General features: G+C 71.7%; 24 protein-coding genes and 1 pseudogene. 15 read left to right on the top strand and 10 right to left on the bottom strand.

Features of this window, described 5'->3' with window-relative positions:
* Positions 1-435: DEAD/DEAH box helicase (locus ACH65_RS16570; protein WP_049623734.1), on the bottom strand; the 435-nt coding region annotated here is incomplete at its 3' end.
* Between the two features lie 430 nt (positions 436-865).
* Between ACH65_RS16570 and trxA the strand changes: the two genes are divergently transcribed.
* From trxA to ACH65_RS16555, 3 genes are all read left to right on the top strand, one after another.
* Positions 866-1,192, top strand: coding sequence for a thioredoxin TrxA (gene trxA, locus ACH65_RS16565; RefSeq protein ID WP_049623733.1), 327 nt, complete (start codon positions 866-868; stop codon positions 1,190-1,192).
* Between the two features lie 154 nt (positions 1,193-1,346).
* The gene (gene rho / locus ACH65_RS16560; protein WP_049623732.1) at positions 1,347-3,071 is read left to right on the top strand and encodes a transcription termination factor Rho; all 1,725 of its coding nucleotides are present in this window, start codon (positions 1,347-1,349) and stop codon (positions 3,069-3,071) included.
* 206 nt (positions 3,072-3,277) lie between these two features.
* The gene (locus ACH65_RS16555; RefSeq protein ID WP_049623731.1) at positions 3,278-4,645 is read left to right on the top strand and encodes a glutamate--cysteine ligase; all 1,368 of its coding nucleotides are present in this window, start codon (positions 3,278-3,280) and stop codon (positions 4,643-4,645) included.
* 35 nt (positions 4,646-4,680) lie between these two features.
* Here ACH65_RS16555 and ACH65_RS16550 read toward each other — a convergent pair whose 3' ends face one another.
* Positions 4,681-5,139, bottom strand: a complete 459-nt coding sequence (locus ACH65_RS16550) for a DoxX family protein (RefSeq protein ID WP_049623730.1) — start codon at positions 5,137-5,139, stop codon at positions 4,681-4,683.
* A gap of 291 nt (positions 5,140-5,430) precedes the next feature.
* On the opposite strand from ACH65_RS16550, the gene bufA2 reads away from it, so the two are divergent.
* The 5 genes from bufA2 to ACH65_RS16525 all read left to right on the top strand — a co-directional run bounded on the left by bufA2 (position 5,431) and on the right by ACH65_RS16525 (position 9,079).
* Positions 5,431-5,712, top strand: a complete 282-nt coding sequence (bufA2, locus tag ACH65_RS16545) for a BufA2 family periplasmic bufferin-type metallophore (RefSeq protein ID WP_049623729.1) — start codon at positions 5,431-5,433, stop codon at positions 5,710-5,712.
* Positions 5,713-5,767: 55 nt separating this feature from the next.
* A complete protein-coding gene (bufB, locus tag ACH65_RS16540) occupies positions 5,768-6,619 on the top strand; it encodes an MNIO family bufferin maturase (RefSeq protein ID WP_049623728.1) in 852 nt (283 codons plus the stop codon).
* A complete protein-coding gene (locus ACH65_RS16535) occupies positions 6,616-7,407 on the top strand; it encodes an HvfC/BufC N-terminal domain-containing protein (RefSeq protein WP_049623727.1) in 792 nt (263 codons plus the stop codon). The genes bufB and ACH65_RS16535 overlap by 4 nt, the downstream gene beginning before the upstream one ends.
* 66 nt (positions 7,408-7,473) lie before the next feature.
* The gene (locus ACH65_RS16530) at positions 7,474-8,388 is read left to right on the top strand and encodes an AraC family transcriptional regulator (protein ID WP_049623726.1); all 915 of its coding nucleotides are present in this window, start codon (positions 7,474-7,476) and stop codon (positions 8,386-8,388) included.
* Between the two features lie 202 nt (positions 8,389-8,590).
* A complete protein-coding gene (locus ACH65_RS16525) occupies positions 8,591-9,079 on the top strand; it encodes a GlcG/HbpS family heme-binding protein (protein ID WP_053096291.1) in 489 nt (162 codons plus the stop codon).
* A gap of 139 nt (positions 9,080-9,218) precedes the next feature.
* Here the strand turns inward: ACH65_RS16525 and ACH65_RS16520 are convergent, their stop codons facing one another.
* The 6 genes from ACH65_RS16520 to bioD form a co-directional block, all read right to left on the bottom strand.
* Entirely contained in the window at positions 9,219-10,763 is a 1,545-nt protein-coding gene (locus ACH65_RS16520) for a cytochrome c (RefSeq protein WP_053096293.1), read from the bottom strand.
* Between the two features lie 17 nt (positions 10,764-10,780).
* Entirely contained in the window at positions 10,781-12,433 is a 1,653-nt protein-coding gene (locus ACH65_RS16515; RefSeq protein WP_049623725.1) for a GMC family oxidoreductase, read from the bottom strand.
* Positions 12,430-13,062: a sugar dehydrogenase complex small subunit gene (locus ACH65_RS16510; RefSeq protein WP_064504891.1), complete on the bottom strand. Its 633-nt coding sequence runs from the start codon at positions 13,060-13,062 to the stop codon at positions 12,430-12,432. Before ACH65_RS16510 ends, ACH65_RS16515 begins: the two co-directional genes overlap by 4 nt.
* A gap of 526 nt (positions 13,063-13,588) precedes the next feature.
* Positions 13,589-15,814: a peptidyl-dipeptidase Dcp gene (gene dcp / locus ACH65_RS16505; protein ID WP_049623724.1), complete on the bottom strand. Its 2,226-nt coding sequence runs from the start codon at positions 15,812-15,814 to the stop codon at positions 13,589-13,591.
* 183 nt (positions 15,815-15,997) lie between these two features.
* Positions 15,998-16,348 (bottom strand): hypothetical protein, encoded by a 351-nt coding sequence (locus ACH65_RS16500; protein WP_049623723.1) that lies wholly within the window; start codon positions 16,346-16,348, stop codon positions 15,998-16,000.
* A 29-nt stretch (positions 16,349-16,377) separates the two neighbouring features.
* Positions 16,378-17,097 carry a dethiobiotin synthase gene (bioD, locus tag ACH65_RS16495; RefSeq protein ID WP_049623722.1) on the bottom strand — a complete coding sequence of 240 codons (720 nt, stop codon included), beginning with the start codon at positions 17,095-17,097 and terminating at the stop codon, positions 16,378-16,380.
* A gap of 61 nt (positions 17,098-17,158) precedes the next feature.
* Here bioD and ACH65_RS16490 point away from each other — a divergent pair, with 61 nt between their 5' ends.
* A complete protein-coding gene (locus ACH65_RS16490; protein ID WP_049623721.1) occupies positions 17,159-17,650 on the top strand; it encodes a GAF domain-containing protein in 492 nt (163 codons plus the stop codon).
* A 52-nt stretch (positions 17,651-17,702) separates the two neighbouring features.
* On the opposite strand, the gene yihA is transcribed toward ACH65_RS16490, so the two are convergent.
* Complete coding sequence (yihA, locus tag ACH65_RS16485) at positions 17,703-18,335, bottom strand: ribosome biogenesis GTP-binding protein YihA/YsxC (protein ID WP_049623720.1); 633 nt, start codon at positions 18,333-18,335, stop codon at positions 17,703-17,705.
* A 113-nt stretch (positions 18,336-18,448) separates the two neighbouring features.
* On the opposite strand from yihA, the gene ACH65_RS16480 reads away from it, so the two are divergent.
* The 5 genes from ACH65_RS16480 (at position 18,449) to ACH65_RS16460 (ending at position 22,137) form a co-directional block, all read left to right on the top strand.
* Positions 18,449-19,144 (top strand): c-type cytochrome, encoded by a 696-nt coding sequence (locus ACH65_RS16480; protein ID WP_053096287.1) that lies wholly within the window; start codon positions 18,449-18,451, stop codon positions 19,142-19,144.
* 74 nt (positions 19,145-19,218) lie between these two features.
* Positions 19,219-20,082, top strand: coding sequence for a thiol:disulfide interchange protein DsbA/DsbL (locus ACH65_RS16475; RefSeq protein WP_049623719.1), 864 nt, complete (start codon positions 19,219-19,221; stop codon positions 20,080-20,082).
* A gap of 109 nt (positions 20,083-20,191) precedes the next feature.
* The gene (locus ACH65_RS16470) at positions 20,192-20,848 is read left to right on the top strand and encodes a thiol:disulfide interchange protein DsbA/DsbL (RefSeq protein ID WP_049623718.1); all 657 of its coding nucleotides are present in this window, start codon (positions 20,192-20,194) and stop codon (positions 20,846-20,848) included.
* Between the two features lie 69 nt (positions 20,849-20,917).
* Positions 20,918-21,724: an endonuclease/exonuclease/phosphatase family protein gene (locus ACH65_RS16465; protein ID WP_049623717.1), complete on the top strand. Its 807-nt coding sequence runs from the start codon at positions 20,918-20,920 to the stop codon at positions 21,722-21,724.
* Positions 21,721-22,137 (top strand): hypothetical protein, encoded by a 417-nt coding sequence (locus ACH65_RS16460; protein ID WP_049623716.1) that lies wholly within the window; start codon positions 21,721-21,723, stop codon positions 22,135-22,137. The genes ACH65_RS16465 and ACH65_RS16460 overlap by 4 nt, the downstream gene beginning before the upstream one ends.
* Here the strand turns inward: ACH65_RS16460 and ACH65_RS16455 are convergent.
* The gene (locus ACH65_RS16455) at positions 22,042-23,643 is read right to left on the bottom strand and encodes a glycoside hydrolase family 17 protein (protein WP_049623715.1); all 1,602 of its coding nucleotides are present in this window, start codon (positions 23,641-23,643) and stop codon (positions 22,042-22,044) included. The genes ACH65_RS16460 and ACH65_RS16455 overlap by 96 nt on opposite strands.
* Before the next feature lie 148 nt (positions 23,644-23,791).
* On the opposite strand from ACH65_RS16455, the pseudogene ACH65_RS16450 reads away from it, so the two are divergent.
* A pseudogene (locus ACH65_RS16450) lies at positions 23,792-24,457 on the top strand (transglycosylase SLT domain-containing protein); the annotation flags it as partial.

The raw sequence follows: 24,457 nt of genomic DNA, 5'->3' as shown, positions 1-24,457 counted from the left end.
CAGGCGGCCGGGCGTGGCGATGATGATGTCGCAGCCGTCCTTGAGCTGCTGGCGCTGTTTGTCGTAGTCCACGCCGCCGTAGATCAGTGCGGTGCGCAGGCCGGTGTGGCGGCCGATGGCGCGGGCGTCCTTCTCGATCTGGATGGCCAGCTCGCGGGTCGGCGCGATCACCAGGGCGCGCGGGTCGCTGTCCTTGCGCCCGGCGTTGGCCGGCTGGGTCAGCAGGCGGTTCATCATCGCGACCAGGAAGGCGCAGGTCTTGCCGGTGCCGGTCTGGGCCTGGCCGGCGACGTCGCGGCCGGTGAGGGCCACCGGCAGGGTCAGCGCCTGGATCGGCGTGCAGCGGGTGAAGCCCGCCTCGGCGAGGCCCTGCTGCAGCAGCGGATGGAGTTCGAAGTTGGTGAAGAAGGTATCGGTGAGTACGGTCTGGGACATGGATGGCCGGATGCGGTGCGGGCGGCGATGCTTGCGCTCGCCCGGTCCCGCAGCCGCCGTGGCCCGGGACAGGTGGATGGTACGGCGCCCGGTGGCGGCGGCGACCGGGCGGAAAAAACCGCCGGCCGGCGCCACGAACCATGACGGGTGCCGAGATGGAGTGCGGCTCAGCCGACAACCCCGCTGGCATAGGTGAACGGGCTCGCGCCCCGGCGAGGCGGCGCCGCGGGGAGCCTGCTCACCTATGTCAACGGAACCGTCCGCTGTCGCCCTTGAATCGCTTGAATCGCGCCCCGAGTTAGGCTGGAATGAAGGCCTGCCGCAATGGCCTTATCTTCCGGACCGATCCGCGCTTCATGGGCGCCCCAGTGTAGCCGATGCCGATCCCGCGGTCGCCCTCCCCCACCGCCCACCCTTTTGGAGACTCTACGTGAGCGACCTCATCAGCCATTCGAGCGACGACCGCTTCGAGCAGGACGTGCTCCAGTCCGACACCCCCGTGCTGCTGGATTTCTGGGCCGAATGGTGCGGCCCGTGCAAGGCCATCGCGCCGATCCTGGACGACCTGGCCAAGCAGTACGAAGGCAAGCTGCGCATCGTCAAGCTGAACATCGACGAGAACCAGAAGACCCCCCGCAACTACGGCGTGCGCGGCATTCCGACCCTGATGGTGTTCAAGGGCGGCAAGGTCGAGGCCACCCAGATCGGTGCCGTCGGCAAGGGCCAGCTGGTGCAGATGATCGACAAGGCGATCTGACCCCGTTCCACCCCCACCGCTGCGCGCGCTTTACGGCGCCGCGCGGCGGATGCTAGATTGATCCTCGTCCCGGGACGGTCCCGTCCCCTGCGCGTTCTGCGCAACGCTTCACTCCTCCCTTCCTGAAAACAACGGCGCCGCGCGAGGTTTGCCCGTGTCCGATATCGAAAGCAAAGAATCCTCCGACGCCAAGAGCGTCGAAGCCAAGCCGGCGGCCGAGCCGCGCCCGCGCGCACCGCGCCGTTCGGCGGCGGCCGCTGCCGCTGCCGAGGGCGCCACGCGCGCCGAGAAGCCGGCGGCCGAGTCCGCGGCGCCGGCGCCCGTGCAGGCCAGCCTGCCGGTGGACGCGCCGGCCGCCGCGCCGAGCCCGGCGGCCGAGAACCAGCCGCCGCGTAGCGAGCAGGAGCCGCGCGAAGGTGGCCAGGGCGGCAACGGCCAGGGCCAGAACGGCAACGGCGGCCGCAACGACCGCGAGGGCCGCGGCCGCCGTCGCCGCCACGAGCGCAACCAGCAGCAGCAGCGCGGCCAGGGCCAGGGCGGCGGCGGCAACGTGCCGCGCAACCCCTACGGCATGCCGCCGGACGACGAGAACGCCGAGGCCGGCAGCAGCGACCGCCTGATCAACCTCACCGAGCTCAAGCGCAAGAACGCGGTGCAGCTGCTCGAGTTCGCCGAGTCGCTGGGCATCCAGGAAGGCGTGGCGCGCCAGCGCAAGCAGGACGTGATCTTCAACATCCTCAAGGCCCACGCCCGCTCCGGCGGCGGCATCTGGGCCGAGGGTGTGCTGGAGATCCTGCAGGACGGCTTCGGCTTCCTGCGCTCGGCCGACGAGTCCTACCTGGCCGGCCCCGACGACATCTACGTCAGCCCCAGCCAGATCCGCCGCTTCAACCTGCGCACCGGCGACTACATCACCGGCCGCGTGCGCCATCCGAAGGACGGCGAGCGCTACTTCGCGCTGCTCAAGGTCGACGACATCAACGGCGATCCGCCGGAGGCGTCGAAGAACAAGATGCTGTTCGAGAACCTGACGCCGCTGTTCCCGCGCAAGGCGTTCCACCTCGAACGCGGCAACGGCTCCACCGAGGACATCACCGGGCGCATCCTGGACCTGGTGGCGCCGGTGGGCCGCGGCCAGCGCGGCCTGATCGTGTCGCAGCCGAAGTCCGGCAAGACCATGATGCTGCAGAACGTGGCGCAGGCGATCCAGTACAACCATCCGGACGTCCACCTGATCATGCTGCTGATCGACGAGCGCCCGGAGGAAGTGACCGAGATCGCCCGCACCGTGCGCGCCGAGGTCATCAGCTCCACCTTCGACGAGCCGGCCGCGCGCCACGTGCAGGTCGCCGAGATGGTGATCGAGCGCGCCAAGCGCCTGGTCGAGCACAAGAAGGACGTGGTGATCCTGCTCGACTCCATCACCCGCCTGGCCCGCGCCTACAACACCGTGGTGCCGAGCTCCGGCAAGGTGCTCACCGGCGGCGTGGACGCCAACGCGCTGCAGCGCCCCAAGCGCTTCTTCGGCGCCGCGCGCAACGTGGAGGAAGGCGGCTCGCTGACCATCGTGGCCACCGCGCTGATCGACACCGGCTCGAAGATGGACGAGGTGATCTACGAGGAGTTCAAGGGCACCGGCAACATGGAGGTGCACCTGTCCCGCCGCATCGCCGAGAAGCGCGTGTACCCGGCCATCGACATCAACCGCTCCGGCACCCGTCGCGAGGACCTGCTGATCGAGCCGGACCTGCTGGCCAAGATCTGGATCCTGCGCAAGCTGCTGCATCCGATGGACGAGCTGGCGGCGATCGAGTTCATGCTCGACAGGATGAAGAACACCAAGACCAACGACGAGTTCTTCAACTCGATGAAGCGCTGATCCCGGGCGCTCGCATCCCGCGAAGAAGGCCGGCTCCATGCCGGCCTTCTTCGTATGGCCGGCAGCTCCCGCGGCAGGCGGATGCCGTGACAGGTGTTCCCACACCGGTCCACCTGTACCGTCACGTCCAAAAATTTCCCGTCAACCCCTTTTCGTTGCCGGCCAGCACCTTCATAGTTCGCGGTTGATCCACCGAGGCCTGCCACGTGTCCATTCCCAGTGCCGTCCAGAGCACCCCGATCCGCGACCGCCAGCAGCTGATCGACTACCTCGCCGCCGGCGAGAAGCCCAGCGAGGCGTGGCGCATCGGCACCGAGCACGAGAAATTCGGCTTCCGCAAGGACGACCTGCGACCGCCCGCGTTCGAGGGCGAGCGCGGCATCCGCGCGCTGCTGGAAGGGCTGGCCGCGCGCTACGGCTGGGCCATCGCCCGCGAGGGCGAGACGCCGGTGGCGCTCAGCCGCGAGAAGGCCAACATCACGCTGGAACCGGCCGGGCAGCTGGAGCTGTCGGGCGCACCGCTTGCGAACATCCACCAGACCTGCGCCGAGGTGAACACGCACCTGGACGAGGTGCGCGCGGTCGCCGACGAACTCGGCATCGGCTTCCTCGGCATGGGCTTCCAGCCGAAATGGCGGCGCGACGAGATGCCCTGGATGCCCAAGGGCCGCTACAAGATCATGCGCGAGTACATGCCCAAGGTCGGCCAGCTCGGCCTGGACATGATGACGCGCACCTGCACCGTGCAAGTGAACCTGGATTTCGCCAGCGAGGCGGACATGGTGAAGAAGTTCCGCGCCAGCCTGGCCCTGCAGCCGGTCGCCACCGCGCTGTTCGCCGACTCGCCGTTCACCGACGGACGTCCAAACGGCTACCTGTCCTACCGCTCGCACGTGTGGGAGGACACCGACCCGAACCGCACCGGCATGCTCGACTTCGTGTTCGAGAGCGGCTTCGGCTACGAGCGCTACGCGGACTACATCCTCGACGTGCCGATGTACTTCAGCTACCAGGACGGCCGTTACATCGACCTCGCCGGGCAGGACTTCAAGCGCTTCCTGGACGGCACGCTCGACGCGCTGCCGGGCGTGCGCGCCACCATGAAGGACTACGCCGACCACCTCACCACCGCCTTCCCCGAGGTGCGCCTCAAGCAGTACCTGGAGATGCGCGGCGCCGACGGCGGCCCGTGGAACCGGCTGTGCGCGCTGCCCGCGCTGTGGGTGGGCCTGCTCTACGACCAGGAGGCGCTGGATGCGGCGTGGGACCTGGTCAAGGACTTCAGCCGCGAGGAGCGCCACGCGCTGCGCGACGGCGTGCCGAAGCAGGCGCTCAAGCTGCCCTTCCGCGGCGGCACCGTGCGCGAGCTGGCGCGCGAGACGCTGAAGATCGCGGCGCATGGCCTCGAACGGCGCGCCCAGCTCAACCGCCACGGCGCCGACGAGCGCGTCTACCTGGAGCCGCTGTTCGAGATCGTGGAGGCCAACCAGACCCCGGCCGAGCGCAAGCTGGAGCTGTTCCACGGCACCTGGGGCGGCAGCGTGGACCCGGTGTTCCGCGAGTTCGCGTACTGAGCCGGGCGGCCGCGCCCTTCCCCCGGCGCGGCCGTCTAGGCGGCCGCCAGGCCCAGCCGCCGCACCAGCCAGGCGTCGAGGCTGGCCTTGCCCGGGCCGGCGAACAGCAGCCAGACGAAGATCAGGATGTAGACCGTCTCGTCCGCCTCCACCACGTCGTCCAGGCCGGTGAAGTTGGCCGACACCACCAGGGCGATCGCCACCGCCATGTTGACGATCATCGGCACGCACACCAGCCGGGTGAACAGGCCGAGCATCAGCAGCAGGCCGCCGAGCAGCTCCGTCCACGCCGACAGCGCCGCGCTGAAGACGGGGAACGGGATGCCCCAGCCGACGAAGCGCGCGGTGAAGCCGTCCAGGTTGTGCACCTTGGCGATGCCCGTCTCCAGCCAGAAATAGCCGAAGCCCAGCCGCAGCAGCAGCGGGCCGGCCCAGCGGACGGCATGAAGGGCGGAAAGCGCGCGCGAGGCGGCGCCGGCAAGCGGGGTGAACATCGCGGGACATCCGGTGAATTAAGGGTGCGGCCATCATGCGGGCCGCCCGCGGGATGCCGCCATGGCCGCGCGTCCGCGCTTGCTTGCCGCCAGTCCGGAGTGCGCTTCAGTCTTGTATCGTGCCGGACGATCGGTCACAAAAACGGGATGCACGGGAACAGCCGGCCGCCCCGCCGGCGTCCACAATGCGTAGCGTCGATGCCCAAGCCACGCCAGCGTGGCGCCGGCGAGACGCGCTCTTCCTGCCGCGCCAGCGGCCCACACTCCAGAACCTTTCCAAGGAATCCAGCCATGAAGAACTCCAAGCTCAACGGCAGCGCGATGGCCACCCTGGTCGCCGGCCTGTTCGCCGTCTCCTCGCTGTCCGCCGCCGTGGCCGCGGACAAGGCGCCGGCCGGCACCCAGGCGAGCGTCAAATGTCTCAACTCCTCCGCGTGCAAGGGCCACGGCTCCTGCAAGCAGGCCACCAATGCGTGCAAGGGGCAGAACGCCTGCAAGGGCCAGGGCTTCACCATGCAGAAGAGCCAGGCCGACTGCGAGGCCGCCCAGGCCAAGGCAAAGCAGGGCATGTAAGCCCGGGGCGGGGTCTCCCGGCCGCCCGAGGAGATCCCGCCATGGCTCCACGACCATGCCCACGCCCGTTTCCTCTCCGCGCCTGCCCGCCCTCGGCTTCGGCCTCGGCCTGCGCGTGGAACACTATGAAGCGCTGCTGGAACGCCCCGCCGGCGTCGACTGGCTGGAGATCGTGTCGGAGAACTACCTGGTGCCCGGCGGCCTGCCGCTGCGCTGGCTGGAGCGCTTCCGCGAGCGCTACCCGCTGGTGATGCACGGCGTGTCGCTGTCCATCGGCAGCACCGACCCGCTCGACGAGGGCTACCTGGACCGGCTCCACGCGCTGGCCCGCCACGTCCAGCCCGCCTGGATCTCCGACCACCTGTGCTGGACCGGCGTCGAGGGCGTGAACCTGCACGACCTGATGCCGCTGCCCTACACCGAAGAGGCGCTGGCGCACGTGGTGGAACGGGTGCGCCGCGTGCAGGACCGGCTCGGCCGCCGCATCCTGCTGGAGAACGTGTCCAGCTACGTGGCCTTCGCCGGCGCCCAGCTCAGCGAGTGGGAGTTCCTCGCCGCGGTGGCCGAGCGCGCCGACTGCCTGATCCTGCTCGACCTCAACAACGTCTACGTGAGCGCGCGCAACCACGGCTTCGCTCCGCTCGACTACCTCGACGGCATCCCGGCCGCGCGCGTGCAGCAGTTCCACCTGGCCGGCCACGAGCCGGGCGAGCGGCTGCTGATCGACACCCACGACGCGCCGGTGGCCGACCCGGTGTGGGCGCTCTACGTGGAGGCGGTGCGCCGCTACGGCGCGGTCTCCACCATGATCGAGCGCGACGACCACATCCCGCCGCTGCCCACGCTGCTGGACGAACTGGCCCACGCCCGCGCGCTGGCCGCCTCCGTCCTGCGGGAAGCGGCATGAGCGCGAACCTGCGCGCCCTGCAGCAGCGCATGGCACAGGCCGTGCTCGACCCACGCGCGCCGCGCCCCGCCGACATCCTCGGCGATGCCCGCGCCGGGGCGGACGAGCGCCTGGACGTCTATCGCCACGGCTACCGCCTCCGCCTGGCCGAGGCGCTGCGGGTGGAGTTCCCCGGCCTGGCCCGGCTGGCCGGCGAGGCGGCCTTCGCGCGCCTGCTGGCCGCCTACGTCGAGGCCCACCCTTCCGGCCACTACAACATCCGCTGGCACGGCGACGGGCTGCCGGCCTTCCTCGAACGCGCCCCGCCCTGGCGCCGCCGGCCGGCGCTGGCCGCGATGGCGCGGCTGGACTGGGCGCTGTCCACCGCCTTCGACGCCGCCGACGAGCCGGCGCTGGCGCGGGCCGAACTGGCCGCCGTGCCGGGGGACGCCTGGCCCGCGCTGCGGCTGGAACTGCAACAGGCCCTGCAGGTCCTGCCGCTCGCGCACAACCTGGAGGCGATCCGCCGCGCGGCCGACCTGGGCGAAGCGCCGCCGCGCCTGCGCCGCCGCCGGGCAGAACGTGCGCTGCTGGCATGGCGGCAGGCGCACGCCGTGCACTACCGCCTGCTGGATGCGGACGAGGCCGTGGCGCTCGCCGCCGCGATGCGGGGCGAACCCTTCGCGCAGCTGTGCGAGCGCCTGGCGACCCTGCACGCGCCCGCAAGCGCCGCGCCGCGCATGGTCGCGCTGCTGCAGGCGTGGCTGGACGGCGGCTTGATCCGCGGCTGGCGCATCGCCGACGGGTAAAGGCGTAACGTCCGGCGCCGGCCGGACGAAAGGCATGGTATGGGAACGAGTCCGGGAACGTCCGCCATGCCCTCGCAAGCCAGCCTCGCCGCCGCCAACGGCGGCGGTACCCACGGCATCGAGCCGGCGCTGGAGTCGCTGCTCAACCGCTCGATGCTGCGCGTGGACGTGGTGGCCGAGCAGACGCTTTGCGGCCACTGGTTCATGGACGAGCCGCACTACCACTGCGGCCTGTTCCACCTCACCGGCCAGGGCCGCTGTCGGGTCGAGAGCGGGCGCCTCGACCGCGCGCTCGCGCTGGAGGCCGGCGACCTGGTGGTGTTCCCCCACGGCGACCCGCACTGCCTGCGCGCCGCCGCAGCCACCGGCGAGAACGCAATGGATACCACCAGCCTGATCTGCGGCGAACTGCACTTCGCCGGCCGCGGCGGCAACCCGCTGGGCCGCGCGCTGCCGCCCTGCTTCGTGGTGCGCGCGCAGGAGGCCGGGGACATCTTCCGCCAGCTGTCGGCCATGATGGTCGAGGTCTCCGCTTCGCGCGGGGCCGGCCGCCAGGTGCTGCTCAACAAATTGGCCGACGCCCTGTTCACCCTGGCCGTGTGCGACTACGCCAGCCGCCACGCCGAACAGCGCGGCCTGTTCGCCGCCCTCGCCGACAGCCGCCTGGGCCGCGTGCTGCAGGCCGTGCACGAGGAACCGGGCCGCGACTGGACCATGCAGTCGATGGCGGCGCTGGCCTGCCTGTCGCGCTCGAGCTTCGCCGAGCGCTTCACCCAGCGGCTCGGCATGCCGCCACTGCAATACGTGACGCAGTGGCGGGTAAGCCTGGCCGAGCGGATGCTGCAGGAGCGCGAGCTTTCCGTGGCGCACATCGCCGAGCGGCTGGGCTACCGCAGCGAGGCGGCGTTCCGGCGCCTGTTCAAGCGCGTCAGCGGCACCAGCCCCGGCCGGCTGCGCGCGACGGCGGCCGCGGCGGGCTGACGCCGCCGGGCGCAAATTCATGCAGGTGCGACAACCTGTCGCGACGCGAAGCCGCCGTGCCGGCGCGTGCTAGCGTCGGCCCCCGTTGGCATCCACGGGGCGCAATGACGCCCGGCGGCCGCATCCCGCGGCGGCGCTGCGGATGCCGCCCCCGCCCTACAGGCGGCGGGGCTGCGGTTCTCCCCCACCCAGAGGTTTCGACATGTCGCGTCATCCTGCTTTCGCCCTGCTCGGTCTTGCCCTGGCCGCGGCCGGCACCTCGTCGGCCGCCGCCACGGATGCCGTCGGCGCCCTCAGCCTGCCCCTGGCCCGGCAAATGGCCGCCGCCGCCGAGGCGCGCGCCACCGCCAACCATGCCGACTCGGTGGTCACCGTGGTCGATGCGGGCGGGCAGATGGTCCTGCTCGAACGCATGCCGCAGGCGCAGCTCGCCAGCATCGAGCTGGCGATCGCCAAGGCGCATTCGGCGGTGTTCTACAAGCGCCCGACGCGCTCGTTCGAGCAGGACGTGTCCAGCGGCCGCGGGGTCAACGTGCTCGGCCTGCCCGGCGCGCTGCCGGCCGGCGGCGGCGTGCCGATCATGCAGGGCAATACGGTGATCGGCGCGGTCGGCGTCAGCGGCGGCAACAACGTGCAGGACAACGAGGCGGCGGAAGCGGGCGTGGCTGCCTTTCACGCGGCCGCCCACTGACGCCAAACCGGCGACCGAACGGCCAGACGGCCAGACGGCCAAATGAAAAACGCCCGGCGCGAGAGCGCCGGGCGTTTCGATTGCTGCGAGCCGCAGGCCCCTGGATGCCGGCCTGCGCCGGCATGGCGACGTACCCCGCTTACCCACGCGCCGCGCGCCTCCGCGCCCGGCGCCGCCACAGCGCGACGAGGACCAGCAGCACCGCGATCGCACCCAGCACCAGCACCGGCACGATGTACGGCTGCAAGGTGGCGAGCAGCGGCGGCTTGCCACCCTGGCGCGCGTAGGCCACGTCCTGCGCCGTGACGGTCGCGGCGGCGGCGTTGCCGTAGTGCTGCAGCACGTAGTTGGCGATGGTGGCGATCTGCACGTCGGTGAGCGCCTGCACGTAGGACTGCCCGTCGAAGCGCGGCATCAGCACCTGCTTGCCGTCCACCGTGCGGTCCACGCCGTAGAGGATCGCCGCCACCAGGTTGGCCGGGTTGGCGAGGCCGGTGGCGGTGTTGTGGAACAGCGAGGGATAGGCCTGGTTGGCGCTGCCGGCGCCGTCGGGCTGGTGGCAGCTGGCGCAGAAACCGCTGTAGAGCTGGGCGCCGTCGGCGAGCGGCTGCGGGTTGTTGTGGCCGCTGAGGCCGCGCAGCGCCGGTTCCAGGCTGGCCGCCGTGCCGTGCCCGTGCGCGGCCAGCGTATCGGCGCCATCGCGCACCGGCCGGGTGCTCTTGAGGTAGGCGGCGATCGCTTCGAGGTCGGACTCGGGCAGGTATTGCAGGCTGTGCTCGACCGCCTCGGCCATGCCGCCGGCGGCCTGCGCCTTGCCGGGCGCGCGGCCGGTCTTCAGGTACTGCACCAGCTCGGCGTCGCTCCAGCCGCCGATGCCGCTGACCGGGTCGGCGCTGATGTTGGGCGCGTACCAGGAGCCGACCATGGCGCCGCCGAAGGCATGGCTGCGGTCGGTGCCCATCAGCGCGTTGCGTGGCGTGTGGCAGGCGTCGCAGTGCTCCAGCGCGTTGACCAGGTAGTCGCCGCGGTTGACCTGCGCGCTGCGGGCCGGATCGGGCTTGAACCGCTCCTGCGGCAGGAACAGCCAGTTCCAGCCGATCATCGCCGCGCGCAGGTTGAACGGGAACGGCAGCCGGGTAACCGTGTTGGTCGGCGCCACCGGCAGGCCGGCCGCGTCCACCCGCTTGCCGGCGAGCCCCTGCGGGCGCGCCAGCTGGTCGGCCGGCGGCGCGTCGCGGTCCACCGGCGCCACGCCATGCATGAAGTAGGCGTAGAGCGCGTGCACGTCCTCGTCGGTGAGCAGCGCGTAGGAGGTGTACGGCATCGCCGGGTACAGCCGCGCGCCGTCCCGGCGCACGCCCTCGCGGATGGCGCGGGCGAACTCGGCCTCGCTGTAGCCGCCGATGCCGGCGCCGTGCGAGGGCGTGATGTTGGTGGCGTAGATGATGCCCAGCGGCGAGGGGATCGGGTAGCCGCCGGCGAACGGCTTGCCGTGGTTGAGCGTGTCGGTGTGGCAGGCGCCGCAGTCGGCGGCGATGGCCAGCGCCTTGCCCTTGGCGACCAGGGCCGCGTCCGGGCCGGCGGGCACGGTGTTGGCCACGGGCGGCTGCTGGGCCGAGGCGGCGGACGCCACGGCCAGCAGCAGGCCGAGCGCGCCGCGCGAGAGCGGGAGGCGGGAAAGCATGCGCATCGCCATCGCCCTCACGCCTGCGCCAGGCTGCGGCTGATCGAGTCGGCCGCGCGGATGCCCAGCGCCGCCATGGAGAGCGTGGTGTTGACCACGCTGGCCGAGGGCATCGCGCCGCCGCCGGGCAGCCACAGGTTGGCGTGGTCGTGGGCGCGGCAGTCGCCGTCCACCACCGAGTCGCGCGGGTCGGCGCCCATGATGGTGCCGCCCATGATGTGGTTGTTGGCGTTGAGGTTTTCGTTGATCACGAAGTCGGTGGCGCCGAACAGCTGGCCGATGGTCTTGAGCTGCTCGTGCACCGCCGCCACGCCGCGGCGCACGTAGTCGCCCACGTCGTAGTGGATGTCCGGGCAGGCCAGGCCCAGCGGGTCCTTGCGGGTGGCGCTCAGGGTGAGCCGGTTGTTCGGGTCGGGCAGCGGCTCCAGGCTGATGGAGAGGTCCACGCCGCACACCGCGCGGCGGCGGATCTCCTCGTCCAGCGCCTTGCCGGAGAGGCCCATCGCCAGCGCCTTCTCGGTGGCCGGCGCCACCTGCGAGATGTTGTTGAGGATGATCTTGGTGGCCGAGTACTGCGCGCGGAATTCGCCATCGCGCGGGCCCACGATGCAGCTGCTCTGCGCCGGGCCGCGACCGATCCACAGCGGCTCGTTGGCGACGAAGCTGCAGTGCATGCCCGAGTGGTCCATCATGTTGCGCCCGACCTGGTCGGACGAGTTGGCGATGCCGTTCGGGTTGCGCGCGTTGGCCGCCAGCAGCAGCAGGCGCGGCGTCTCGATGCCGTTGCAGGCGAGCACGAACTTCTTGCCGGTGGCCTTGTGCGACTTGCGCTCGGCGTCGTACCAGTGCACCGCGGTGATGCGGTTGGCCTCGTCGGTGTCGATCTTGTAGACCACTGCCTGCGCCAGCACCAGCGCGCCCTTGCGCTCGGCGCTCTCGATCGAATGGATGCCGTTGTACATCGCGCCGATCGGGCAGATCGGCTGGCAGTTGTTGTTGCCGCAGCAGGTGGGGCGGCCGTTCCACGGCCGCGTGCTGCGCGCCTGCGGGATCGGGATGGAACGGAAGCCGTGCGCGTTGACCACCTCGGCGAAGCGCTTGTCGCCGTAGGCCCAGGGCACCATGTCCATCGGGTAGGGCTTGCTGCGCTCGGCGGGCGATTGCAGTGCCGGGTCGTTGGGGCCGGCCACGCCCATCGCCTCCTCGGCGCGGCAGTAGTACGGCTCCAGGTCGTCGTAGCCGATCGCCCAGTCGCGGCCCACGCCGTAGGTGCTCTGCATGCGGAAGTCCACCGGCAGGTGGCGCCAGCTGGAGGCCGCCCAGTGCCAGGTGGTGCCGCCCACGGTGCGCAGGTAGCCCTGCTTGAAGGCGCTGCCGTTGGGGCCGGACAGGCCCACGTAGTGGTTCTCCGGGAAGTACAGCGGCGCCGGCGCGTCGGGCGACTGCGGGTACAGGCCCTGGAAGTCCGAATGCAGGCGGTTCTCGAACGGCATGTTGCGCCAGTTCTCCACCGCCTGGTCGCGCTGGATGCGCAGGCCGGCCTCGAGCACCAGCACCGCGTGGCCCTCGGCGGCGAGCTGGTCGGCGATCAGGCCGCCGACCACGCCCGAGCCCACGATCACCACGTCGGCGGAGGCGTCGCCGTTGGCGTGCAGCGTCGGCCGGCTCATGCGCCCACCTTCCCGGCCGCCGGCACGATCAGCGGCACGCCCAGCGGCGGCGGCTCGCCCAGCCACCAGATCGGGCCGTAGTTGCCGTAGGTCGGCACGATCAGGCCGTCGCTCACGGTGCGGTACATCAGCGCCTCGGCGTAGGCCACCACCACCGCGCCCTGGCCGGTGCCCACGGTGCCGGTGTACCAGGCGCGCACGATGGCGCGGGCGAGGTCGCCCAGGCCGTGCGCGTCGGCCGCCTGCTGCAGCGTGGCGGCGGACTGGCCCGGCTGCTGCAGGCCCTGCAGCGTGGCGATGCGCACGGCGGCGCCCTGGTCCTGCCTGCACAGCGCCGCGTAGATGCGCGCGGCGGTGGTGGGCGAGATGTCCGCATGCGCGGTGAGCGCCTGCGAGAGCTTGAGGAAGGCCGCCACGGTGGCCGGCTCCAGCTCGGCACTCGCGGCGGTGGCGGCCGTGCCGGCCGGCGCCGGGTCCGCGGCCAGCGCGTGCGAGGACAGCGCGGCGGCGCCGAGCAGGCCGACCGCCGGCGCCGCCGAGGCCATGCCGAGCAGCACGCGGCGGCGCGAGGGCGAAGAGGGAGCGGCCTCGGGCGAGGCGGAAGGAGAAACGGCAGGATCGTGCGGCATGAGGCTGGCCTTCGGCGGGAACGGATCGCGCCCCGTGGGCCTGCATCGCGGGGGCGATGATGCATGACCCGACGAGGGCAACCGCCATGCCGGCGGCCCCTGCCGGCCTCGTGCGCATCGGGAACAGCGAGCGCGTCCTCAAGGGGCGTGGTTTTGCTGCGGCGCAACGTAGTGCGTCGTTATGTCGCATGTCAATCGGCAAGCATTTGCGCCGGCCCGCCGGCCTATCCACGGGCCCCTGCGCCGGCACCGGCCGGAGCGGCGCAATCGACAGGCCAAACATGGCCTTGCGCGAACCTTGCCAGCGCGCGCGGGCCGGCACGGACAAATTGTTGCACCCGTGCAGGGCATCCCGCGGCCCCGCGGAAATGCCGCCGAGCGGCTCGGCGAACCGCCGCCGCCCGCATCGCTTCGCATCCGGCGCCTTGCCTCGGGCGCCGCGGCGCGCGCTTCTCCGTCGCCACCGCCGACGGAAACGGCACGGCCCGCCGAAGCGGGCCGTGCCGGAACATCGCGCGATGCGGCCTTACTTGGCCTTCTTCGCCTTCAGCCCGCGGTCGATCAGCATCGGCGCCACGCTCGGCGCCCGGCCGCGCCAATCGCGGTAGAGCCTGGCCAGCTCCACCGTGTTGCCGCGCGAGAGGATCATGGCGCGGAAGCGGTCGCCGTTGTCGCGGGTCAGCCCGCCGTGCTCCTTGAACCAGCCGAAGGCGTCGTCGGCCAGCATCTGCGTCCAGAGGTAGGCGTAGTAGCCGGCGGCGTAGCCGTTGCCCCAGATGTGCAGGAAGTAGCTGGAGCGGTAGCGCGGCGGCACGTAGGAGAGGTCCACGCCGTCCTGCTTGAGCGCGGCCTGCTCGAAGGCGTCGGCATTCTGCCTGGGCGCGTCGGCGCCGAGCATGTGCCAGTTCATGTCGAGCATGGCGGCGGCGACCAGCTCGGTCATGTCGTAGCCCTTGTTGAAGAGGCCCGCCTTTTTCATTTTCTCCACCAGGGCGGGCGGCATCGGCGCGCCGGTCTGGTAGTGCCTGGCGTAGTGGGCGAACACCTTGGGGTCGGTGGCCCAGTGCTCGTTGAACTGCGAGGGGAACTCCACGAAGTCGCGCGCGGTGGCGGTGCCGGAGAGCGTGGGGTACTGCTCGTCGGCGAAGATGCCGTGCAGGCCGTGGCCGAACTCGTGGAACATGGTGACCACGTCGTCGAAGGAGAGCAGTGCCGGCTGGCCCGGCTCCGGCTTGGTGAAGTTGGCGACGTTGTAGATCACCGGCCTGGTGCCGAACAGCTTCGACTGGCCGACGAAGTTGTCCATCCAGGCGCCGCCGTTCTTGTTGTCGCGCTTGTAGTAATCGCAGTAGAACAGCGCCAGCGACTGGCCGTCCTTGTCGAACACCTCGAACACGCGCACGTCCGGCTGGTACACCGGGATGTCGTGGCGCTCCTTGAAGCTCAGCCCGTAGAGCTGGTTGGCGGCGTAGAACACGCCGTTCTGCAGCACGTCGTCCAACTCGAAGTAGGGCTTGATCTGGCTCTCGTCGAGGTCGTAGCGCGCCTTGCGCACCTCCTCCGCGTAGCGCTGCCAGTCCCACGGCTCGAGCTTGAAGCCCGGCTGCTTGAGCGCGGCCTGGTCCTGGTCGATCTGCCGCTGGATGTCGAGCGCCTCGGCCTTGGCGCGCGCTACCGCGGCCGGCGCCAGCTGGCGCAGGAAGCCCATCGCCGTCTCGGGCGTCTTGGCCATCTGGTCCTCGAGGGTCCAGGCGGCGTAGTTGGGGAAGCCGAGCAGCCCGGCCTGCTCGGCGCGGATCTGCGCCAGGCGCACCACCAGGGCTCGGGTGTCGTCGGCGTTGCCGTGCTCGGCGCGGTCCCACGAGGCGGCGAACAGCGCCTGGCGGGTGGCGCGGTCGGCGAGGCCCTGCAGCTGCGGCTGCTGGGTGGTGTTCTGCAGGGTCAGCACCCACTTGCCGGCCAGCCCGCGGTCCTTGGCGGCCTGCGCCGCGGCGGCCACGTCGGCGTCGGAAAGGCCGGCCAGCCTGGCCTTGTCGTCCACCACCAGGGCGCCGTTCTTGGCCGCGGCGAGCAGGCGGTTGTTGAACTGCGTGCTGAGGATGGACTCCTCCTTGTTGAGCTCCTTGAGCTTGGCCTTGTCGGCGTCGGAGAGCTTGGCGCCGGCCTGCACGAAGTTGCGGTAGACCACCTCGACCAGCCGCAGCGACTCGGGGTCGAGCTTGAGCGCGGCGCGCCCCTCGTACACCTTCTCAAGGCGCGCGAACAGCTTGCCGTCGAGGTGGATGGCGTCCTCGTGCGCGGCCAGCTTCGGTGCTTCTTCTTCCTGCACCTTCTGCAGCGCGTCGTTGGTGTTGGCGCCGGTGACGCCGTTGAACACCGCCAGCACGCGGTTGAGCAGCACGCCGCTCTTCTCCAGCGCCACGTAGGTGTTCTCGAAGGTGGGCGGCGCCGGGTCGTTGGCGATGCGCTCGACCTCGGCCAGGTGCTGGCGGATGCCTTCCTCGATCGCCGGCTGGTAGTCGCCGTCCTTGATATGGTCGAACGGCGGCGCCTGGAACGGCAGCGTGCTGGCGGCGAGGAACGGATTGGTGGCGCTCACGGCGGCTCCCGTGCTGGCGGTGGTGGCGGCCTTGGCCGGCGCGCTGGCCGCGGCGGCAGGCGGGGCGGCGGGCTTGCCGGCGTCCCCGGAGGGCGGCGAGCAGGCGGCCAGCGCCAGCGAGGTGGCGATCACGAGCGAGCGTAGGCGGAGCATCGGCAATCCTTGGAATGCATGATGTGGGTCAAAGCCGCCGACTCTACCCACATCGGCACGCCACCTCCAAGCGGCACCCGCGCCTATGTGTAGGAGCGCGCCTGCGCGCGACCGCGGAGCCACGATGTCCCCGCTGCGTAGGCTTTTCGCGCGCAAGCGCGCTCCACGGGCGCAGACCCGGCGCTAGGCCGAGCGCAGGTCGCGCAGCAGCCAGTTGGCGCCGATCAGGAGATCCAGCCGGTGCCGCACGATGCGCATCGGCAGGCTGGTGGTGAGCTCCACCCGGGTGCGCAGGTCCGATACCTCGGCCTTCGCCTCGGCGTCCGGGTCGATCGCGCCCAGGCTCATGTCCACCGCCTCCGGGTCGTCCTGCAAGGCGCGCCAGCGCTCGAACAGCGCGGGGTCGCACAGGGCCGCCTGCAAGGCGGCGGCGAAATCGCCGGGCCCGGCGCCGTCGTAGGCCAGGCGCGGTTCGCGGCCGCGCGCATGGGCCAGGTCGTCGATCGACAGGTAGTAGCGGCTGCGTTGGCTCATGGTCCGCTCCGGTGGACGAGAGCGCTCATTCAAGCATGCGGCGCGTGAAGCACGCCGCACGCCGAAAGGTCGAGCCGCGCCGCCGCCTCGGCCGGCGCCACGCCGTGCGGCAGCACGCCCAGGCAAGGCGCGGGCAGCAGCGCCTCGAGCGTGGCGAGGTTTTCCGCCGGCGCGGCCATCGCCGGGTCGATGGCGTTGCCGATCCAGCCGGCGAGCGTGCAGCCGTCGGCCGCGATCGCCCGCGCGGTGAGCAGCGCGTGGCTCAGGCAGCCGAGCTTCAGGCCCACCACCAGGATCACCGGCAGCCGCCACTGGATGGCGAGGTCCGAGGCCATCAGGCCCGGCGCCAGCGGCACCAGCCAGCCGCCCACGCCTTCCACCACCACCGCCTGGTGTGCGGCGCGCAGCGCGTCGAAGGCCTCGCGCAGGGGCGGCAGCGTGATCGCCACGCCGTCGCGTTCGGCGGCCAGGTGCGGCGAGAGCGGCTCGCGCAGGGCGACCGGGTTGATCCGCACGTAGGGCTCGGTGGTGGCGCCGGCGGCGATCAGGGCCAGGGCGTCCTCGTTGCGCAGGCCCTGCGGCGTGGCCGCGCAGCCGCTGGCCACCGGCTTCATGCCGCAGGCATCGACGCCGGCCTGCCGCAGCGCGTGCAGCAGCGCGCAGGCCGCACGGGTCTTGCCGATGCCGGTGTCGGTGCCGGCCACGAACACCGCCGGCGGCCAGTTGGAAAACGCAGCGTTCGCCACCATCGACTGGTCCTACCTTCAAAGGGTCCGCATCATAGCGGGCCTCCCCGCCGGACCTGCCGCCATGTTCGAAGCCAACACCCTCTCGTACGCCAGCAAGCGCGAGCAATACGAGGACCTCGTGCAGCAGGCGCGTGGCCTGCTCGCCGGCGAGGCCGACCTGATCGCCAACGCCGCCAACTTCGCCGCACTGGTCTACCACGCCCTGCCCGACCTCAACTGGGCCGGCTTCTACCTCTACGACGGCACCGAGCTGGTGGTGGGCCCGTTCCAGGGCAAGCCGGCCTGCGTGCGCATCGCGCTCGGCCGCGGCGTATGCGGCACCGCCGCGCAGACGCGCACCACCCAGCTGGTGCGCGACGTGCACGAGTTCGCGGGCCACATCGCCTGCGACGCGGCCAGCAACGCGGAGATCGTGGTGCCGCTGGTGAAGGCCGACGGCACGCTGTTCGGCGTGTGGGACGTGGACAGCCCGCGGGTGGCCCGCTTCGACGAGGACGACCGCGCCGGCATGGAGGCGCTGTGCGCGGTGTTCATGGAGAGCGTGAACGGCTGAGCGCGCCGGCACCTGCTCTCTCCCCTGCAGGCAGGGGGCGGCGCGATACGGCTCAGCGGGCGTTGCGCAGCAGCTGCGCGATCGCCTCGCGCGCCTCCTCCACCCCGGTGCCCGCGGGCGAGGAGAACGCCTGCACGGTGGCCGGCACGCCCTCGTCCGCCAGTTCGCGGCGGCGCGTCGCCAGCGTCTGCATCACCTGGTTGCGCGAGAGCTTGTCGGCCTTGGTCAGCAGCAGGTGGCAGGGCAGTCCGGTGCTGGCGCAGAAGTCCAGCATCATGCGGTCGAAGGCCTTCAGCGGATGGCGGATGTCGGCGATCAGCACCACGCCGCGCAGGCTGCGGCGGCCGTGCAGGTAGCGGTCGATCTCCTGCTTCCAGTGCTCGCGCAGCGCCTCGGGCACTTCGGCGTAGCCGTAGCCGGGCAGGTCGATCAGGCGCGCCTCCAGCGGCGCGGCGCCCTCGCCCTGCGCCAGCGGCGGCAGCGTGAACACCACCATCTGCTGCGTGCGGCCCGGCGTCTTGGAGGTGCGCGCCAGCCCCTTGTGGCCGACCAGCGCGTTGAGCGCGCTCGACTTGCCCGCGTTGGAGCGGCCGGCGAAGGCGACTTCGGCGCCCTGGTCGGTGGGCAGTTGGTTGAGGCGATGGGCGGCCAGCGCGAACTGCGCGCCCTGTAGCGGATGAGCCATGGCGACGGTTTGACCGGGTCTGATAGCGTGGGGATAATCCGGCGGTTTCTGCTCGTCGCCGATGGCAACGCTGCGTTCGCGGCGGATCTTGCGGTCCTTCAGGAGACAAGTGTATGAGTTTTCGGCTCACCCGTTCTCGACGCGCCGTGCCGATGCTCGCCGCCGCCTTCGCGCTCGCGCTGTGCGCCGGTGCGGCCGTGGCGCAGGAAGCCGCCGCCGCCAAGCCGGGCGACCCCGCCGCCGGCCAGGCCAAGTCGGCCGCCTGCGGCGCCTGCCACGGCGCCGACGGCAACTCGTCCGACGCGCAGTACCCCAAGCTCGCCGGCCAGCACGCCGCCTACATCGCGCGCCAGCTCGAGCACTTCAAGAACGGCCAGCGCAAGGACGCCATCATGCTCGGCATGAGCGTGGCGCTGTCCGAGCAGGACATGCGCGACATCGGCGCCTACTTCGCCGGCAAGGCCTCCCTCCCCGGCGTGGCCGACGCCGCGCTGGTGGGCAAGGGCGAGCAGCTGTTCCGCCAGGGCGACCCGGCGCGCGGCATCCCCGCCTGCATGGCCTGCCACAGCATCGACGGCCGCGGCAATCCCGGCGCGATGTACCCGCAGCTGGCCGGCCAGCACGCCAAGTACATCGAGGACAAGCTCAAGGACTGGCACGACGGCGACGTGTGGGGCAGCGACGCGCAGGCGGCGATCATGCCCACCATCGCCAAGCGCCTGGAGCCCGCCGACATCGCCGCGCTGGCCAGCTACGTCGAGGGCCTGCACGCCGCCGAGAGCGCGCCGGCCAAGCCGGCCACGCCCTGACCGATCGTCACGCGCCGGCCCTGCGGCCGGCGCTTCCGTTCCACCGCAAGCCGAAGAAAGCCATCGAGGTCATCATGTTCAAACGTCTGCCGATCCTGTGTGCCGCGATGCTGGCACTTGCCGCATGCAGCCACGGAAGCGACCAGGCCGGCAGCGCCGCCCCCACGCCGCCGCCCGCCACCAGCGCCGGCACCCCGGCCGCGCCGGCCAGCAGCGCATCCGCCACGCCGGCCAGCACAGCCCCGGCGGCGGCCGCCAGCACGCCGGCGAGCGCGACACCGGCCGCCCCGGCGCCCGCGCCCACCGCCTTCGTCGACGACGGCACCTGGGTCGAGGGCAAGCACTACTTCCGCATCGAGCCGGCCCAGCCCAAGGCCACCTCCACCAGCAAGATCGAGGTGCTGGAGGTGTTCTCCTACGGCTGCCCGGCCTGCAACGCCTTCCACCCCACGGTGAGCAAGCTGGCGCAGGAACTGCCGGCGAACGCCGAGATGGCCTACCTGCCGGCCTCGTTCATCCCGCAGGAGAACTGGCCGATGCTGCAGCGCGCCTACTTCGCCGCGCAGGCGCTGGGCGTGGCCGAGAAGGGCAACGACGCGATGTACGACGCGGTGTGGAAGACCCGCGAGCTGAGCGCGATGAACGCCAGCAACTCGGGCCTCAAGCCCCCCTCGGCGCTGCCCACCATCGACGACGCCGCCAAGGTCTACGCCAAGTTCGGCGCCGACCCGAAGGAGTTCGCCGCGGTCGCCAACTCCTTCACCATCAACACCAAGATGAAGCGCGCCGACGAGCTGGTGAAAGCCTATGGCGTGGAAGGCACGCCCACCATCGTGATCGACGGCAAGTACCGCTTCTCGCCCCCCGAAGTGGGCAGCTACGAGAAGTCGGTGCAGCTCGCCAAGTGGCTGGTGGCGAAGGAAGCGGCCGGCAAGTAAGCCCGGGCCGCGGGACTTTGCGCCGTGGCGCCGGTCGCGGACCGGCGCCGCGTCCATGGGTTACTCTTGCCGCCGGATGCGGCGATGCCGCAAAAGCGGAGAGTTACCGATGTTCCAGCGTTTCACCCGGTTGCGCGTTCTCGCCCTGCTCGGCGGCCTGCTGCTCACCAGCGCCTGCACCGCCTCCAGTTCCGAAGGCGCCGCCCCCTACACCGACGGCCAGGAATACGCGACCCTGCCCGGCCCCGCCCAGCGCTACAGCGACGAGGGCAAGATCGAGGTAGTGGAGGTGTTCTCCTACGGCTGCATCCACTGCGCGCACTTCGCGCCCACCGCCGAGAAGCTGCGCCAGTCGCTGCCCAAGGACGCGGTGTTCAAACTGGTGCCGGCGCCCTTCAGCGCCGAGTGGCTGCCGTACGCGCGCGCCTACTACGCGGCCAAGAAGCTCGGCGTGGTGGACCAGACCCACCTCGCGCTGTTCGACGAGAAGTTCAACCAGCACTACCCAATCAACTCGCTCGACGAGCTGGCCGACTTCTACGCGCGCCACGGCGTGAACCGCAGCGAGTTCATGCGCATCGCCACCTCCGACGAGGTCACCGCGCAGATGAAGAGCGACCTCGCGCTGATCCAGAAATGGCAGGTGGACGGCACGCCCACCGTCGTGGTCGACGGCAAGTACCGCAGCGGCAACGTGCGCAGCCTCGACGAGCTGTCGGCGCTGACCCAGTGGCTGGTCAAGCGCGAGCAGGCCGGCGGCAAGTAAGCCGCCGCTTGCGCGCCCGCCGTCGGCCGCTGGCGGCGGCCGCGGCGAGCGGCTAACGTCCGTCCCGATATGAGCCGTACCGATCCGCCACGCCCGCCGCCCGAGCGCCGCCTGCGCCTGCTGAGCTGCAACATCCTCGCCGGCGCCAGCGTGCAGCACTACCGCGAGTACGTCACCCGCAGCCTCAACGCGGTGCTGCCCGGCCGCAGCAAGCTGGACAACCTCGACCGGCTGGCCGAGGTGCTGCCGCAGTTCGACGTGATCGGCCTGCAGGAGGCCGACGCCGGCAGCCTGCGCTCGGGCTTCCTCAACCAGACGCGCTACCTCGCCGAAACCGCCGGCCTGCCGTTCTGGAGCCACCAGCCGAACCGCCCGATGGCGCGCCTGGCGCACTCGGCCAACGGCCTGATCAGCCGGCTGGAGCCGCACAGCGTGCTGGACTACCCGCTGCCCAGCCGCATCCCGGGGCGCGGCGCGCTGCTGGTGCGCTTCGGCGCCAGCAAGGACGCGCTGGCGGTGATGATCGCCCACCTCTCGCTCAGCGCCCAGGCGCGCGCGCGCCAGCTTGGCTTCATCGCCGAGGTGCTGCAGGAGCACCCCAACGCCGTACTGATGGGCGACCTCAACACCGACGCGCGCAGCCCGGAGATGCAGCTCCTGTTCCGCTACTGCAACCTGCAGCCGCCGGCGCAGCCCACGCCCACCTTCCCCAGCTGGAAGCCGCGCCGCGCGCTCGACCACATCCTCGCTTCGCCCGGCATCCAGCTGGACAAGACCTGGACGCTGCCGCAAGCCTTCTCCGACCACCTACCGCTGGCGGCGGAGATCACCCTGCCCGCCCACCTCACTCCCACGCCGCACCGGATCCGCCGATGAAACGCTCCTGGCTACGCCTCTCCCTGCCCTGGCTCGCGCTGCTGCTGGTCGCGCTCGGCGCGGTCGCGCTGCGCTACGTCTTCATCGAGCCGAGCGGCATGGAGCAACGCTGCGGCGTGGCGCGGCCGCCGCTCTGGTGCGCGCCGCGGCAGTGGCTGGTGCTGGGTTTCCTGAGCTACGGCTACGGCATCGCCGCGCTCGCGGCGACGGCGCTGGCACTGCTGCACCGGCGCGTGGCAACGTTCTGGCTGGCCGCCGCGCTCGGCGCCTTCGCCCTGGCGATGTACTGCGAGAACGGCGGCGCCTTCGCCCTGCTGCTAGGCAGCCTCGGCCTGCTGCGGCAGCAGGCGGGCGGCGCGGCGCCAGGCGGCCAGCACCGGCACGGCGAGCAGCAGGTTGAGGCCCAGCCATAGCCAGGTCACCACGTTGAGGCCAAGCTCCTGCGCCACGCCCGCCGCCGCCAGCAGCGGCATCGCGCAGGCCAGGAAGCGCTCCTCCAGCTCCGCCGGCGCGTCGTCGCCGAGCAGGCCCAGCAGGGCGTAGCCCACGCAGGGCAGCGCGAACAGGCCGAGCGGAAAGTCGCGATAGCGGCCGTCGAACACCATCAGCAGGTCGAGCAGGGCCAGCAGAAACATCCAGCCCAACCGCCAGCGCCGCGGCGGCGCCACCACGGCGCCGCCGGCCAACCGCGCGGCGAGCCAGCGCGCCAGCCACAGCGCGGTGGCCAGCGCGGCCAGGCAGGCCGCGCCCGAGATCGTCCATTCCAGCGCATCGCGGCAGGCGTAGGCCATCTGCCGGCCCTGCCAGGCCAGCGCCGTGCCGCTGGCGAAGCCGGCCAGCGCCAGCACCGCCTCGCCCGCGCCGCTGCGCCAGCTGCGATGCCACGCGCCCACGCCCAGGAACAACAGCATGCCGGCTGCGCCGGCCAGCCAGCCGATCCACCAGCGCGGTTCTTCCACCACCGGCCCCTGCATGGCGAACTTGGGCCGCGCGTACACGTCGAAGATGCCCCAGTAGCCGCCCACGGTGCCTTCCTGGGCGCGCTTCCACGGCTGGTCGAAGGTCTCGATCACGTTGTAGGGCATGCGCACGCGGTTGGCGTAGTCGAGGAACTCGCGCAGGTAGCGCGCCTCGTTGACCAGGCTGGCGCGCGCCGCGCGGCGCGGCCGGCCGGCGCTGGGCCAGCCGGTCTCGCCGATCATCACCGCCTTGCCGGGGAAGGCCTGCTGCATGCGCGCATAGACCTCGGCGACGTGGCGCACCGCGCGCTCGGGCGGCACCGGCTGGTCTTCCCAGTACGGCAGGATGTGGATGGTGAGGTAGTCCACCGCCTGCGCCAGCTGCGGGTAGCGCAGCCAGAACTCCCACACGTCCGCGTAGGTCACCGGCACCGTGCGCGGGATCGCCGCGCGCACCTGCCGCGCGTAGGCGGCCAACGCGTCAGGCGACTGCTCGCCGCGCAGCAGCACCTCGTTGCCCACGATCACCCCGCGCAGCACGCCGGGGTTCGCCTTGGCGGTGGCGATGGCCTGCGCCACCTCGTGCGCGTTGTCGCGCGGGTCGCGGCCGATCCAGATGCCCATCAGCACCTTCATGCCGTAGCGCGCGGCGATCGCCGGCACGGCGTCGAGGCCGTGCGCCTGCGAGTAGGTGCGCACGCAGTCGAAGCGCTGCGAGAGCACGCGCAGGTCGGCGTCGATGCGCTCGGGCGTGACCACCGCGTCGAGGTCGTACGGCGTCTCGCCCGGCTGGCGGAACGGCGCGTAGGAAACGCAGGCGATCCGCGCCGAGGGCGCATCCGGCAGCGGCACCGGCCGGCCGATCCACCACCACCACGCGGCACCGGCCACCGCGGCCAGCAGCAGCGCGCACCACGCCATCCAGCGCGAACGAAGCGAAGCAAGGAGCAAAGCCGACATGCCGTCCCTTGAGAAACAAACGCAGGAGAGTAGCAGCGCGCCCTCATCCCTCCACTGAAGGCCGGCCGCGCCGCCGCCACGGCGGACATGGTATTGCAATGCACTAAACTGGGTGGCCCGGCCGGTGGATCGTCCCCAAGGAGCCTCCATGTTCCGACCCACGCCAAGGCGCCTGCCCCTGCGCCTCCTCGCCCTGCTCGTCGGCGCCCTGCTGCTCGCCGCGCGGGCCGGCGCCGAGCCGGACGCCGCGCAGCGCGCGGCCTTCCGGCAGGCCTGGGCGGCGGCGCAGCAGGGCGGCGAGGGCTGGCGCGCGTGGTCGGCGCCATTGGCCGGCTATCCGCTCTACCCGTACCTCGAAGCCGCCGCGCTCACCCACGACCTGCGCCAGCTCGACCGCGCGCGGGTGGAGGATTACCTGAAGCGCTACCCGGACCTGATCCCCGCCGCCGACCTGCGCCGCGACTTCCTGCTCGAACTCGCGCGGCGCCAGGACTGGACCGGCTTCCTCGCGCTGTACCAGCCCGGCCTCGGCGACACGCTGAGCTGCGATGCCCTGCAGGCCCGGCTCGCCCAGGGCGGCACGCTCGACTTCGACCGCGACCTCGCCGCGCTGTGGGCCAAGCCCAGCCTGCCCAACGCCTGCGACGGCGTGCTCGCCGTCGCGCACGACGCCGGCCTGCTCACCCGCGAGCGGCTGTGGGCGCGCATCGACCGCGCGGTGGAGGCCGGCCAGGGCGGCACCGCCGCCGCGCTGGCCGCGTGGCTGCCGGCCGAGGAGGCGCCGATCGCGCAGCGGCTGGGGCAGGCGCTGCGC

This window comes from Frateuria defendens (assembly GCF_001182895.1).
Classification (GTDB): Bacteria; Pseudomonadota; Gammaproteobacteria; order Xanthomonadales; family Rhodanobacteraceae; genus Frateuria_B; species Frateuria_B defendens.
This window is presented reverse-complemented; position numbering and strand designations above follow the sequence as displayed.